Genomic DNA, 14,175 nt, shown 5'->3' with positions numbered 1-14,175 from the left:
TCAAGGTCAGATTTTCTTCGAGTTGTATAACTTCAAGTTCACAGTTAATCTCTTCATCCAAAGAAACCACATAACCAGGCTTATCACTTTTGGAAACTGAATGCCAGAACCCCCCTCAAAATCTCATAAAATTTTTTTAAATGTCGGATTCCTTGACGATTTCACCGAATAGACGAAAAATTTGAAAGAATAAGCTGGTCGTATTGTAAGCTTAGCAAAACCTACAGAAGTACCTGTTGTTTAACTGCAATAACTTTTAGATTATTTCGTGAGGTAATTACGTAGAAATTCATACGTTAGTACCTATGATGACTCGAATCCCTATACAAGTGTCAGATGAGAAAAATCTGATAAATTTAAATATAAATAAGTTTGGTTATTTTTAAAAAAATTATTCTTGTGGTGAGATAAAGATGAAAAAAGATTCAAATTTGAAAAAAGTCGGTAAAGCCTTCATGTACTTATTCCTGCTTAGCATACTGATATCTGTGTTTTCTGGAGACAATTCTGCTGAAAACAAAAATACTTACGTAGAAGCAACTACAATAAACGAAACTGAAGTATCAGTTTCCAAAGCTGGAAATACTTCTGCTGAAGTAGAAACTCCTGAAGCGACTCCTGAAGAGAAATCTACGAAACTTGAAGATGCTAAAGTTCAGGAAGATGATAATACTCCGAAGAAATCAGAAGACACTGATCTTTCTGATGAATATAAAGCTAGATTAGAAGAACAGAAAGAGGAAACTCCAGAAGTAGAGAGTACTCCAGAATCTGAGGAAACTCAAATATCCGGGACATCAATGCAGCTTTCTGAAAGTAAAAAAGAAGAATTAATTGGATACATTAAAGAATATTCCAGTTCGGATGAAGTAGAAGTCAGTTTTATTCCGTCCTCAAATCCATCGTCATCGTCAGACGGTTTAGTAATGGTTGACTATTACCTTGATGTCAGTCCCACTAAAAATGAGCTTGATTCTGATTTAGCCAACATAGTGATACTTTCTCAATCAGTGGCAAAAGAATCAGGAATAACAAACGCTGACGTATCAGTTGTCGCAACGTTGAAATATGGAACTCCATTGGGTGTAGGAAATTATTATTCGTCAACAGGAAAAACAGATATAGATACACATTCCCTTGGGAATTAATTCAAATTATTTTACTATTTTTTTCGTATTCTTTAATCTAATTTCTCATAGCCCATTTTAAAATTAGGATCTCAAATTAGCTCTAAAAAAATCCAAATCTAATTTGACAATCGTTTTTTATGAAGATTTCCCATGTGTATTCTCATCTCCAACCAGTTCTATGCTATCCTATTAGCAATCTAATCTAAGAAAATAGATACGTCCAAGGATAGTGAAAAAGGAGATAAGTTTTTAAATCAAAATTCTAATTTGAGAGCCTCAAAATTAAATTAATAATATTCTCTTTTGCATATCCGCTGCATTCAAAGTAACAACCCGGACAGTTTCCTTTGCTTGAGCATTATGATTAGATATTGAAGATGTTCTGCGCTAGGATCTTGTTTTCAGTCGGCTTTAATGGTTCTTATGCAGTCTTTGACGATGTTCATGATTCTGTTCTGTCCAGATATCCGGCAAGTCCATAATTATTAAACAGATCAGTATTAATTTCCTCGAAATAAGTACCATATCAGTTGTCATGTTCTTCAAAAAGGGCATTTGACGAACAAAAGCTAAATCAAAGTAGTGCTGTATAAAACGGTTAAATTATGACAATTTTTGTAATGAGAAATTAATGAGAAATATTTGTTTTTACAATGTCTGATATATTTGAATTAATTATAGTTCTTATTATTAATTATAGTTCTTATTATATCTTTCATATTTTGCATTGCAATTGAGACACTCAATTTTTAAACTACCTAAATATCCAGCATCTGGATCGTGTTCGAATGCAAAATGACTCTCTATAGGAGACACAGAATTATATTGCCATTCATTTCCACATGTCTTGCAAATAACTTGTTCAGATTCATCTAATTCATTTCTAGTGACCTGAAACTCATATTTAACAAAATTTCTACAGTAAATTTGAAAAACTGCTTTTCCTGGATTATCGTAATCAGTTTCTTGTCTCCTGTACTCAATATGTTGTCCAGGTTCTTTTTTATTGCGATTACTTGTACCATCTACACTTTCGCTGCTCGCCTCATATTTAGCTCCACACTTTGGGCACTGAATTTTGAACCTGTTTAGATACTTAGCTTCTGAATCATATTCAAATAAAAAAGAACTCTTTATTGGAAGCCCAGATTCATGTCGCCATACCTGGTTACAATTTTTACAATCAACATGTTTAAATTTACCGGATTCATATTTAACGATCTGAAATTCATATTTAATGAAGTGTTTATAGCAAGATTTACTGTAAGTTTCATCATATACGTCTACTATTTCATGCCGTGGCTCTTTTTTAATTTCTTTTCCTTTTTTATCTGCGGACTCCATTTTTAGTCCAGCTTTAATTCCAATCTTTGCTGAGATGTAAATTTCATCATGTTTATTACCATGCTTGTGACCACATGAATAATAACGGGTTTTGATGTACCCACCATTTGGAGACTCTTTTATATCTTCGAATTCTAAAGTTCCTTCACCACATTTAGTGCAAAAAATAGTTTCATCTGTCATTGAACCACTGATAAATGATATTAAATATTTTGTATTTAATTGTATTTAAATAAAATTTATTTTGTATACTTATCATAAATCGTTTATAGTAATAGTTCAATTTTGAATTATAGTCTTGAACGTAACTATTTACACTTAAAATCTCATCATGAACTAGTGCATCGGTTCCATACATCCTCAATAAAACACGGATAAACACAGATGAACACAGATGGTTTTCGATTCGTGTTTATCCATATCCATCTGTTATGCATCGATTCCAAAATAAGTCCCTTGTTTAGCGGGAAATTCGTTAATCAACATAGGACTTACGCACTTATGACGTAAAATAAAGTACAGTAACTGTCATAGTTAAAATTTAAATTTTATAAAGTTATGAGTTTACTCCTATTGATTTCGTACTTCAAGTGCGTAAGTCCTACAATAGACAAATCAAGAAACAAGGTTTTATGAACATACTTTGGAATCGCAGCAGTAGTTTTTATGGGAAACTCATTGATCATTGTTGATTTCGAATTCCAGTTTTATTTCCATAATTTGGAATCGATGCACTAGAAACACAATATTTCGGACTGGGAAATGGGCCAGTTCAATTTAAAGTGTAATTCTTTGCGTAAATTACTATAGTAAATTATTTTGAAACTTGTCTTTTAATTTTGATAATAAAAAGCCGGCGGAAATAAAAAATATAAGAGAGTAGAACTATAGAAAGATTAGTGATAAGTATGAAAACTAAAATTCTTTTTATCTCTCTACTTTTTTTTATATGTTTTTCTTCCGCAAATTGTTCAGGTGCAATTATCAATGTGGGCCCAGGAACTTCCTTTCACCCTACAGGCTCAGACGACCAGAATGTTATTAACGCTGCCATACAATCAGCGAATTCAGGTGACACTGTACAGCTTGCATCAACCACGTTTCACATAAGTTCACCCATAATCATGAAATCAGGGGTAACTCTTAACGGAAATGGAATTGGTGAGACAATAATCTATTGTGACAATCCTAGCTCTAATTTTGCAACTCAAAATATTATTGAATGTAAAGGTATTTCCGGTATTGAAATTTCAAATTTCTTAATTGACGGTGGTTGGGGATCTTTAAGTAAAATGCATGCAGCAAAAAACAAGTATAGGGAGTATGAAAAAGGAGTTCTTTTGTCTGGCTGTTCAAATGTAGTTATCCATGACTTAAAAATGCAATATAGTATGGGGGACTTTATTGTCTGTAAAAAAAATACCAGCAACGTCCAGGTTTATAATACGGTGTGCAAGCCTGGTCATGACAGTTTTGATGCATGGTCAGCCGGTGATGGAATTTCAATATTTAATAATTGCTGGGGCACTTTTATAAATTCTTGCATTAAAATTCATAATACGAAAAACGTTCAAATTTGCAAGAATACTTTCTACACTGATACCGGTTCTGGTAATGCTGGTGTAGAAGTAATGGGGGGTAATGTAACAGGCCTTAATATTTGTAATAATATGTTTTCAACACTTCAATTAAATACGATTTATCAAGACCCAGCTGATGGTGCCTGTTCAGGCAGAGGTACTGTTTCAAATAATATATTCTATAACAGTCCTGCATATGATGGAATTAATGGTATGAATATTAAACCAACTGGCAATATTGTAACCAACTCCTACTCATGCTCCAAGGGTACAAAAGATTGTGGGTATGTTGCAAACAATGGTACAAGAAATTTACCTGTTTACAATGGTTCTGTAGTACCTTCTGTTACTTTTCCGACTCATTGCAGTACAATTTCAACTGTTAACGGATATGTAAGTATAAGCTGGGCATATTTGAATGCAACCAGCTATTCTATCAATGTATATAACAGTACATCAAAATTCGATTCTTCTCACTTAATATACAGCCTTATCACTTCACAAACATCTGCAAATGTACCAATAAGCCACAATGGGCCGTTTGCTATAAAAATCGGTGCACATGATGATGTTCATAATTCATGGGTATACAACAACCCTGTAATTTTATTCACAGTAAGTGGTAAAAAATCAGCCACAGTTTGTTCTGGTGTATTTGGATATCTAACAGATGCAACTACAGGTCAACCTGTTCAAAGTGCTGTAATAACATTATCAAATAACACGTGGGATTGTACTCAAATTACTGATGTTGATGGGCTTTACCAATTCACTGTAAATAGTGGAAAAGGCACGTACTGTTTAACTGCTTCAGCAACAGGTTATCTTAACAGTCCTAAATTGCCAATAAATATGACAGATATAAACACGGAAATAAATTTGAAAATGGTTGAAGCACCTGATTATTGTGCACCACACTATGTACAGTTATATATTTCTAATAGTTCAAACGAGAGGGTTCCTGGGTGTGAAGTTCAGATTTATACGCCAAATAATGACCCAAGTAATGAAAAACCGAATTTTTGTGCCTGGACAAATAAGGAAGGGAGAGCAAGTTTCCATTTGACTAAAGGAGTCACATATAAAATTGTAACAATTACTTTAGATGGAAAAAAGTACACCAGCAAATTGACACCTAATCTGGATCAATATACTATTACAATACCTGCAGGTGATACATCTTCAACATCTTCAACACCTGCAAGTTCTACATCTTCAATACCTGCAATGAAGACTGTGATCAGTGCAAATTGCACATATAAACAGATAAACAATACAGCAGCTTATATTAATGCAAGCTATTATGATTCTTCATCACAGTCCAGTAACCTGATTTTTGTATTGGGCACCATGAGTGATGGAAAAACATTTGTACCCTGTGGAATCTCAGGTACTAATGACAAAGTAAGTAACCCTATAGGAGTAGTAACTGACTCTTTTGTAGTCACCAATTATCCTGGAAAAACGTACACTGTGATAATTACTGCGCAGTCTCAAACTTATGGTACTGTATGTGAAAGCGTTAATGTATCATTTCCAAGTAGTAATGTACCGGATGTAGGGTCTAATATGAGTTATTTCTGTGTTTTAATCTTAATTATTGCAGGATTCATATTGTCAAAAACTCGTAAGGCACATTAAAAGGCACATTAATTATCTGCGCCTCATTCTGGATTTTTCTTTTTGTGGAACCTTGTTCTGATGATTTGATTCCTCATTTAGTGAGAAAGAAAGGTCTAGCGCATTTGGCTCGTCAATTACAGTTTATACATCGCGTAGCCCTCAGCCTTCACACGGGGAGGACCAGAGTTCGAATCTCAGCGAGCCCACTTTTCTATTTTATAGGCTATGGCTTTAGGGCTACCCTGATAGGAACGCAAACCTTGTAGTTTTTTCCTTTGGATTCTTTGGAGGATTAGAATATAATCTGTATAATTAGAATATAATCTGTATAATTAGAATATAATCTGTATAGTAAAACATCCAAAGAGTACCTTTAATATAATATTATTTTAATTATATTATTAAGAATATACTATCGGTTGAACGCTCATATTGTCCTTATGCCTGTTTTCATCATCGCAGGAAAATATGATAATCAACTTTACACAATCTGCATCGCCACCAATACGGCAAAATAAGGGGAGCATGGACGTACGGCCTTTAAAGACCCTGAAATGGTTGCTCGGGAATATAGGCCCCGGATTCATTACCGGTGCGGCCGACGACGATCCCTCCGGTATCGCAACCTATTCGCAGACAGGTGCGATCTTCGGATACGGGCAGCTCTGGCTTGTCTGGTTCACCGCTCCATTCATGATTGTCATTCAGAGGATGTGTGGCAGAATCGGGATGGTCACGGGAAAGGGTCTTGAAGGCGTTATCTTAGAGCATTACTCGAGGCGGGTGCTGTATGTAACTGTCTTGCTGCTCGTAATCGCGAACACTATTAACATCGGCGCGGATCTCGTGGCTATGGCCTCCTCAGCGCAAATGCTGATTGGGCTGCCATTTCTTTTCTGGTTGATCCTCATTACGGGATCTATTATCATCCTTGAGGTCTTCGTCCCTTACAGAACTTACTCGAAGATACTTAAGTATCTGGCATTAACCCTCTTTTCTTATGTCTTGGCAGCTCTTGTCGTCAGATTGGATTGGGGGATGGTTTTTCACGCCACATTAGTTCCGCATCTCGAGCTATCGGCTGACTATCTGCTCAATATCGTCGCGGTTCTGGGCACGACAATTTCTCCGTACCTGTTCTTCTGGCAGGCATCGCAGGAGGTCGAGGAGAAAAAAGTGAACGGCCAGATCTCCGACACGAACATAGGAAAACCCTGTGTAACTCGGCGAGGCGTTGTCGAGATGGATTGGGACACGGTCGGCGGTATGTTCTTCTCCCAGATCATTATGTTCTTCATTATTGTCACCACGGCCGCCACCCTGCATGCTAGCGGGATCACCACAATCCAGACCGCATCACAGGCAGCCGAAGCACTGAGGCCACTAGCTGGCGACCTCGCCTATTTGCTCTTCGCGGCAGGGATTATTGGCACGGGGCTTCTTGCGGTTCCGGTACTGGCCGGAGCATCGGCATATGCCGTCGCTGAGACAGCCGGGATAATGGAGGGACTCGGCAAAAAGCCCAGAAGAGCCCCTGGGTTCTATGCATTAATTGCAACATCTACACTGATCGGCATGTCTCTTAACTGGTTCGGGATCGACCCGATAACAGCCCTCTATTACACGGCCGCGCTGAACGGCTTGATTGCTCCGCCACTGATGGCACTGGTAATAATGATCGCAAACAGGAAAGATATCATGGGCCAGTTCGTCAACTCGAGATCAAGTAATTTCCTGGGATGGATGATCGTGTTAATCATGACCCTTGCCGGGGCGGCTCTCATCATTAATTTAGCAACAGGGCAGTGACTTTTTCACGAATCTTCCTGAGATTCGGGGTTGGCATTCTATCAGAACATCGCCCTTTTATTTAGGGCAGGCTCATCTTCAATGTCAATCAGCTGATTCGCAGATTGAGCAGCCACTCTTACGATGCAGCTTTAAATCTACTCCTAGTTCTATTATTTCTTTTGTTCAATATATCGAGATTTTGCTTCCTGGAGTATGGTGATGGCCGTTTCGAAGCCTTTCCAGCCAAAAACATTCACATGTTTTCCCTCTAAAGTCTTATACGTTTGGAAGAAGTGAGTAATTTCTCTGAATAGATGAGGCGGAACCTGGTCAACTGCAACTATATAATTCCAGAGTGGGTCACTCTTTGGAACACAGAGGATTTTCTGATCTCTTCCTTTATCGTCTTCCATATCAAATAATGCGACAATATGCACATCTATCATACATCCCGGAAATGTAGGTTCCCATGTTAAAACCATGGCATCCAAAGGATCACCATCAAGAGCTAGAGTGTCAGGGAAAAAACCATAATCACAGGGATATACCATTGAAGAATAAAGCATTCTGTCGAATTTAATCACTTTCTTTTCTTTATCATATTCATACTTGTTCCGGCTTCCTTTCGGAATCTCGATAAGTACACTTTCAGTCTGTCGTTCCGTCATACCATCACTTCCTGCTTATTTTTGTTTATTAATAAACCTCTTGTAGTGCTTGCAACTATTTATGCACTCATAGATTATGAGTCCTGACAGGGTTATAATATTAAAACATGACTCATGTGCTTAGTTTTCTTGATATGGAAATGAGAGACTGATAAAATAAGTTTGAGGTATTCTTCTATCCTTCTGCTTAATTTTAAGAAAATAAAATCTAAATTTGTCAAAATTGCAAAATGATAGTAATTTTAATGGATAAAACAGAATTGCTCAAAAAATAAGGCAAGGTACGTCACAAATCTTACCTTTATTATAAATATAGGTAAGAAAGCTTTAGATAAAATGAGTCTTCTGTACTCCTTTTAATATGTTACTCTCTTACCTTAGACTTAGCCTTCTATATTTGTTTTTAGCTTAGTATTTTACTTCTTTTTAACTGTGATAACTTCTTTTTAACTGTAATATACTCACGTAGTTTTACAGTTACTTTTTATACCCTTTAGTTTTCCATAAAGTTGGATTATTGATGTTTTTATCGGTAAATCACGCTTTCAAGGCTGCTCTTCCTGGGCAGAAGATTCCGAAGAAGCAACAACCGAGGTATTCGACGGTATAAGAGGCAGATAATCAACATAATTATCACAACCTTCTAACTTATAAGGTTCATCTGCGAAACCGTCTCCGTTATTATCGCAATGGGTCTGTGAGAAACCGTCGCCTGAGGGTGTTGCCCAGCAGTTACCACCCAAACAAGGGCCCCCTACAACATTTTCTCCAACTGTTTCCGTAGTGTTGCAGACATTTCCAGTTATATCGGAGGCGTTTACGTTTACTGTATTGTTAAAATGATTATTAGTAATGACACATGGAGCATCAATAAGATATAGTCCATTGTCACAGCTTGTAATCTTATTCCCACTAACATTCAGAGCTCCAAACATGAGATCAAAGGCATATATTCCTGTTTCGCAGTTGGAAATCTCATTGTTGAGAATAGATTCACCTCCGCTATACATATAAAAGCCAATATCTGCACCAATACTAAAATTAGATATTGTATTATTTTCAACTTTGCAGTTAAAAGAGCCGTTTGTATCTTCATTACGGCTAAATGAAAAACAGGTACCTGAGGATTTCCCTGGCCCTCTTATATTAAAGTTTTTTATTGTAACATTACTTTCGTAAATATTAAATGCATTGTTTTCAGCTTCAATTATTGCTTTACATGGACTGCTTGACATTATAGTTAAATTTGCAGTTGAAATATCTATGTCTCCATCATACGTTCCTGGGTTTACAATTATCGTATCCCCACGATGCGAGTTATCTACTGCCGTTTGAATTGAGTCTCCAGGCTCAACATACATAGTTCCAGCAGAAGCACTGCCAGTGATAGCTTGAAGTGAAATCAATACTGCTAATACCACCAACATAACTTTTTTTATTTTCAGCAAGATAAAAGCCCCGATAAAGTTCCTTTTTTATAAAGCTCCTTGGTATCAAGGAAATTACTTGATTAAGTCGCTTTAATTAACAACCGTCAAGAACTTACTTTATCATCAAGACTAATTGATTCTCAAATAAGAACTATCAAGAGTTAATTATTATCAAGTAATTAATAACCAAAAGCTTCTTCAAAAGCTCCTTTTTTAAACTATATTAAGTTCTTATCAAAGCCTCAACATTTATATATGAAGATAAATGTTTGAAGCTTTTCAAATTATATGATATCCAGAGCCTATAAGATTCTAATTTATATATAATTTTACCTATCTATCTAAATACAATACCATTATGTTTTCTAAGGCCTCAAACGCTCATTTAGTCACAAACGTTCTTATTTTATATCTTTGGCCTTTGGATCTCAACAATCTTTTAGCTCGTTTCTTTCAACCCTTAAATCTAAACTATTCTTTCAGTTGTCTAATCCTTTCGTTTAATTTCAGAAAATTCCGGGAGCAAGAGAACCAGAAGACTGTCAAAAAAATACCAGGACTGTAAGATAAATATTTATAGTCAGTGAAAGTAGCTTATATCTATATAAAAACGTAAAAAATTTCATAGTGGGGGAAAAACATGAAAATTAGAGTTGTTAGCTCAAGAGAAGAAATATTTACATTAAATCCTAATGAACGCATTGTTCACCTAGCTTTCAGGCCTTCGAACAAGGATGTTTTTGGATTAGTTGAAACATGCCCGAAGATCGATGTAATCCAGTTACCGAAATCCTATATGGGCACAATCTCAAAATCCATAGAAATGTTCCTTGAAATGCAAAAAATCCATCTTATCGAAGGCGATGTCTGGGGTCACAGGAAGGACATTAACGAATATTACACTGTTCCATCCTCAGTTATTGAGAGAATAAAAGAAATGAAACTCGAAGGCAAATCCAATGAAGATATTGAAGCAAAGATTTCAAGAGAGAGCAAAATCAATCCTGAAATGGTTGCTTATATCATGAATAAGGAAGCTCCTGCCTGAGTTAGTACAGATAATATGCCTTTAAACTCTTCACTGGAGATTTGACCGTACTCAAAAACAATCTGAAAGGTATAAGGCCTTTCAAGAACTTACGTTTACTCTCTGATCTCCAATTTAAGTTTTCCATTTACAGAAGCCCTGTAAAGTTCTCTGATTAAAATTTAGTCTGTATTCTTCCCACTTTAGGGAATCTTACAGGGGCATTCACCTTTTTATCACTTCAACGTTTCATCTTTTTGTTGAAATTTTCAATGAGTCTTTAAATCTTTGACTTTTCTATCTGTTCAAAAAGTAAGCTTTTGAATCTTGATTCCCTGACTATGGAATCCGTATCTGTCAAGTGTGACAATTCTCAGGAAATCTTCTTTTTCAGAACACAAATTGAATGTTCTACCGTTTTCGATGGGAAGATTTTCAGGATTTCTATGGCCATGAACTTGGTAAGTATTCTCATTTGTGTTTTTGTTAAAATTTGCAGCAACCATATATGCATCCTCGGGCTCGCCTACACCGTTAATCATTTGCTCGGCCCCGACAAAAATCAGATTTTCAGGAAGGCTGCTCAGGCCTCCGTGAGTTACGAGCACATACCTGTTACCAAATTTATAATAAATACATGGCTTTAATTTCTTATATAAATTGAGAACACAATTTTTTGTAATGCCTGCCTGCTCTATTTCTGGCAAATAATACCGAGTATCTGCAAACTCGGAGATCTGGGTTTGTTTTTCGCCTTCTTCCAGCCTGCAAAAATTTCTTTCATGGTCTCCTTCGAGCAGGATCACATTTTCCCTGCACATAATGGAGAGTAAAAACTTAATAATCTCAGGATTTCCAATATTTTCAGTCCTTTCAACTTCTCTGCCTGTATAATCTCCCAGGAAGATATATAGGTCATTGTCGTTCAGCCCGCATGCAAAATATTGCATAAGAGCCGTATAATTTCCAGCTATATCTCCGATGTGATGAATTTTTCTGTAGTGGGAAAAGTCAGCAGGTTTGTATCGAAGTTTTTCATAAAATTTTTGTGGCTTTATTACCGTAACAAATGACGGCACTTTTTGCCTGTTTATTATGGAGTACAATTCGTCAATTACAGTTTCAGGCACAATCTCGTATTCAGGCCTTTTTCTGTTTCTCTCCTTTGCAATCTCAAGGGGAATATCGGAAAAATCAATACAGATAGCCGTATACCTGTAAGTTCTGACAAGCTTCCTGTACTTCGCAATATCTGCATTTCCGGCATTTGTCGCGTCGATAACTGTGAAATCCCCATCTTCCATACGGCATTTTATTATAGAATTATATGAGCCCCCACACACGCCGATTGATTTCTTGAGAGATTGCAGGTCTTCCGGTAACAGAGAGTACAGGCGGCTTGAGGAGCAGCCTGACACTATCTGAAGAAATGGTGTAAGGCTCAAGGTTATTTTCCCTGACAAAAGTTGATTTGCCAGAGCCAGGTATTCCTCTCAAAAATACCAGATACCTCATATCATACCTCGATACCAAATATATATCTCAAAGTACCTATAGTAAATATTTTCAGGTTTTCAGTTTTGACTCTTGATTAATTGCCACTCCTTATTCCTGGTTAATTCATGATTCTTGAATTTGATTTTTGATCTTCCGGTTTTAGTTCCTGTTTTGATTTCTGCCTGCAACTAATGGTACCTGAGTTAATATTACTATTAATTTTTATAATATTTAATTGGATAATTTTATGGAATCTATTCTCAAACAGATACAGGGAAATAGGGAAATAAAGGGAAAACCAGGGGAGAATCGTGGATAGGGGTTAAGAATTCAAGCTAACTCCCGGAGTCTGCTGCTTAACGGACATGGCTGTAAGAAAGACTCAGGGACGCGGGTCTCCTCCTTATTTTTATGGTGAAATATATGACAAACCACAAGGAAACCGATTATATCCTGCCTGGAAGGGCAGAATCTTACTGGATGGCAACTACACCTGAATCCAGCTATCCTCCTCTTTCCGGAGACATTCGCGTGGATGTGGCAATTTTAGGGGGCGGGATGGTAGGAATTACAACAGCCTATCTTTTAAAGGAAGCAGGGGTACCGTCGGTAGCCGTTATTGAAGCGGATCGAATTATTACAGGGGTAACAGGTCGTACTACCGCGAAAGTTACCTCCCAGCACAGCCTGATCTATGATCGCCTGATTTCAAAATTCGGAAAACATCAGGCGCAGCAGTACGCAGAATCCAATCAGGCAGCTCTAGAAAAGATAGCTTCTATCGTAAGTTCAAAAGACATAGCCTGTGACTTTGTCCGTAAGCCAGCTTACGTTTATGCCGGCACTGAAGACTCGGTTGAAATTATCCAAAAAGAGGTCGATGCAGCTCAAAGCCTTGGGCTTCCGGCTTCGTTTAAAGCTGACCTGCCGCTGCCTTTTGATACCTACGGTGCAGTCCGTTTCAGCAATCAGGCGCAGTTTCATCCCAGAAAATATCTCTGTGCCCTTGCAAGGGAGATCGAGGGAGATGGATGCCATATTTTTGAAAAAACAAGGGCATTGAAGCTTGAAGGGGATGGACCTATAACTATAACGACAGATAAGGGAATTATTAAAGCACAAAAAGTTATCCAGGCAACCCATTTCCCAATTCACGATAAACCAGGAATGTTGTTCCAGCGCCTTTATCAGTCTCGTTCATATGTGCTTGGAGTTCGTATCGAAGAGTCTTTTCCCCAGGGAATGTTCATTAATGCCGAGAAACCTGTCAGATCCCTGCGTTCCCAGCCTGTCGAGGAAGGTGAACTCGTACTTGTATCAGGAGAAGGACACAGGACCGGAGAGGGGAACGAAATTGACCATTATAAAAATCTTGAGAAATGGGTTCGGTCAGTCTACTCGGTCAATTCCATCGATTACCATTGGTCGACCCAGGATGTCATGACTGTTGACCACGTTCCCTATATTGGCCTATTAACCTCAGACAACGAAAACCTGTTTATTGCAACAGGATTCAGGAAATGGGGAATGACCACAGGCACGGTTGCAGCGATGATTCTTACAGATATGATTCTTGGACAGTCTAACCCCTGGGGAGAAGTCTATAACCCTTCACGATTCAAGCCTCTTGAATCGGCTAAAACCTTCTTTTCGCAGGCGGCTGAAGCAACTAAAGGTCTTGTGGGAGATCGAGTCATCCCTGTTCACGAAAAAGCTTCGCAAATTTCACCTGGAGAAGGTGCAATTGTCAAAATCGAAGGCGAAAAAGTTGCAGCATACAGAGACAAAGCGGGGGTGCTCCACACGCTTGACCCTTCCTGCAGGCACATGGGATGTATCGTTTCTTGGAATAATGCAGAAAAGACTTGGGACTGTCCGTGTCATGGTTCTCGTTATAATGCAAAGGGAGAAGTAATTAAGAGTCCTGCAGTTTATGGGCTTTTTGAGAAGAAGGTAAAGGGTCAAAAATAACGGTGGAGAGGTTAGGACAAGAAAGGAAGAAAATCCCACGACTCAGATCAAATATGTGTAAAGAATGATATCGACAATATATCCAGTTCATTGTACAGTTATGAGTTATAAGGA

General features: G+C 37.5%; 10 protein-coding genes. 5 read left to right on the top strand and 5 right to left on the bottom strand.

All coding sequences use genetic code 11. The features are described from left to right. Positions 1-413 precede the first annotated feature (413 nt). Positions 414-1,148, top strand: coding sequence for a hypothetical protein (locus BP549_RS15660; RefSeq protein WP_292382143.1), 735 nt, complete (start codon positions 414-416; stop codon positions 1,146-1,148). A gap of 672 nt (positions 1,149-1,820) precedes the next feature. Here BP549_RS15660 and BP549_RS15655 read toward each other — a convergent pair. Continuing rightward, entirely contained in the window at positions 1,821-2,657 is an 837-nt protein-coding gene (locus tag BP549_RS15655) for a hypothetical protein (RefSeq protein ID WP_292382142.1), read from the bottom strand. A gap of 725 nt (positions 2,658-3,382) precedes the next feature. Here BP549_RS15655 and BP549_RS15650 point away from each other — a divergent pair. Continuing rightward, the gene (locus BP549_RS15650) at positions 3,383-5,695 is read left to right on the top strand and encodes a hypothetical protein (protein ID WP_292382140.1); all 2,313 of its coding nucleotides are present in this window, start codon (positions 3,383-3,385) and stop codon (positions 5,693-5,695) included. Between the two features lie 507 nt (positions 5,696-6,202). Beyond that, a complete protein-coding gene (locus BP549_RS15645; RefSeq protein WP_292382139.1) occupies positions 6,203-7,486 on the top strand; it encodes an NRAMP family divalent metal transporter in 1,284 nt (427 codons plus the stop codon). 152 nt (positions 7,487-7,638) lie between these two features. On the opposite strand, the gene BP549_RS15640 is transcribed toward BP549_RS15645, so the two are convergent. Together BP549_RS15640 and BP549_RS15635 are read right to left on the bottom strand one after the other, a co-directional pair. Continuing rightward, positions 7,639-8,136 carry an inorganic diphosphatase gene (locus BP549_RS15640; RefSeq protein WP_292372017.1) on the bottom strand — a complete coding sequence of 166 codons (498 nt, stop codon included), beginning with the start codon at positions 8,134-8,136 and terminating at the stop codon, positions 7,639-7,641. Positions 8,137-8,681: 545 nt separating this feature from the next. Beyond that, the gene (locus BP549_RS15635) at positions 8,682-9,557 is read right to left on the bottom strand and encodes a NosD domain-containing protein (RefSeq protein WP_292382137.1); all 876 of its coding nucleotides are present in this window, start codon (positions 9,555-9,557) and stop codon (positions 8,682-8,684) included. A 649-nt stretch (positions 9,558-10,206) separates the two neighbouring features. On the opposite strand from BP549_RS15635, the gene BP549_RS15630 reads away from it, so the two are divergent. Beyond that, the gene (locus BP549_RS15630) at positions 10,207-10,614 is read left to right on the top strand and encodes a DUF1699 family protein (protein WP_292382135.1); all 408 of its coding nucleotides are present in this window, start codon (positions 10,207-10,209) and stop codon (positions 10,612-10,614) included. Positions 10,615-10,898: 284 nt separating this feature from the next. On the opposite strand, the gene BP549_RS15625 is transcribed toward BP549_RS15630, so the two are convergent. Then, positions 10,899-11,897, bottom strand: a complete 999-nt coding sequence (locus BP549_RS15625; protein WP_292382133.1) for a metallophosphoesterase — start codon at positions 11,895-11,897, stop codon at positions 10,899-10,901. Between the two features lie 19 nt (positions 11,898-11,916). Further along, a complete protein-coding gene (locus BP549_RS15620) occupies positions 11,917-12,108 on the bottom strand; it encodes an AAA family ATPase (RefSeq protein ID WP_292382132.1) in 192 nt (63 codons plus the stop codon). Between the two features lie 405 nt (positions 12,109-12,513). Between BP549_RS15620 and BP549_RS15615 the strand changes: the two genes are divergently transcribed. Next, positions 12,514-14,061, top strand: a complete 1,548-nt coding sequence (locus BP549_RS15615) for an FAD-dependent oxidoreductase (protein WP_292382130.1) — start codon at positions 12,514-12,516, stop codon at positions 14,059-14,061. Positions 14,062-14,175 lie beyond the last annotated feature (114 nt).

Origin of the sequence: Methanosarcina sp. UBA289 (assembly GCA_002496565.1) — an archaeon.
Lineage (GTDB): Archaea > Halobacteriota > Methanosarcinia > Methanosarcinales > Methanosarcinaceae > Methanosarcina.
The sequence above is the reverse complement of the archived record's forward strand: the minus strand, read 5'-3'. Positions and strand labels throughout refer to the sequence as shown.

What these genes read in the sequence shown, in the direction of transcription:
- BP549_RS15660 (WP_292382143.1), top strand. Translation starts at nt 414, where the DNA reads ATGAAAAAAGATTCAAATTTGAAAAAAGTCGGTAAAGCCTTCATGTAC.
- BP549_RS15655 (WP_292382142.1), bottom strand. Translation starts at nt 2,657, where the DNA reads ATGACAGATGAAACTATTTTTTGCACTAAATGTGGTGAAGGAACTTTA.
- BP549_RS15650 (WP_292382140.1), top strand. Translation starts at nt 3,383, where the DNA reads ATGAAAACTAAAATTCTTTTTATCTCTCTACTTTTTTTTATATGTTTT.
- BP549_RS15645 (WP_292382139.1), top strand. Translation starts at nt 6,203, where the DNA reads ATGGACGTACGGCCTTTAAAGACCCTGAAATGGTTGCTCGGGAATATA.
- BP549_RS15640 (WP_292372017.1), bottom strand. Translation starts at nt 8,136, where the DNA reads ATGACGGAACGACAGACTGAAAGTGTACTTATCGAGATTCCGAAAGGA.
- BP549_RS15630 (WP_292382135.1), top strand. Translation starts at nt 10,207, where the DNA reads ATGAAAATTAGAGTTGTTAGCTCAAGAGAAGAAATATTTACATTAAAT.
- BP549_RS15625 (WP_292382133.1), bottom strand. Translation starts at nt 11,897, where the DNA reads ATGGAAGATGGGGATTTCACAGTTATCGACGCGACAAATGCCGGAAAT.
- BP549_RS15620 (WP_292382132.1), bottom strand. Translation starts at nt 12,108, where the DNA reads ATGAGGTATCTGGTATTTTTGAGAGGAATACCTGGCTCTGGCAAATCA.
- BP549_RS15615 (WP_292382130.1), top strand. Translation starts at nt 12,514, where the DNA reads ATGACAAACCACAAGGAAACCGATTATATCCTGCCTGGAAGGGCAGAA.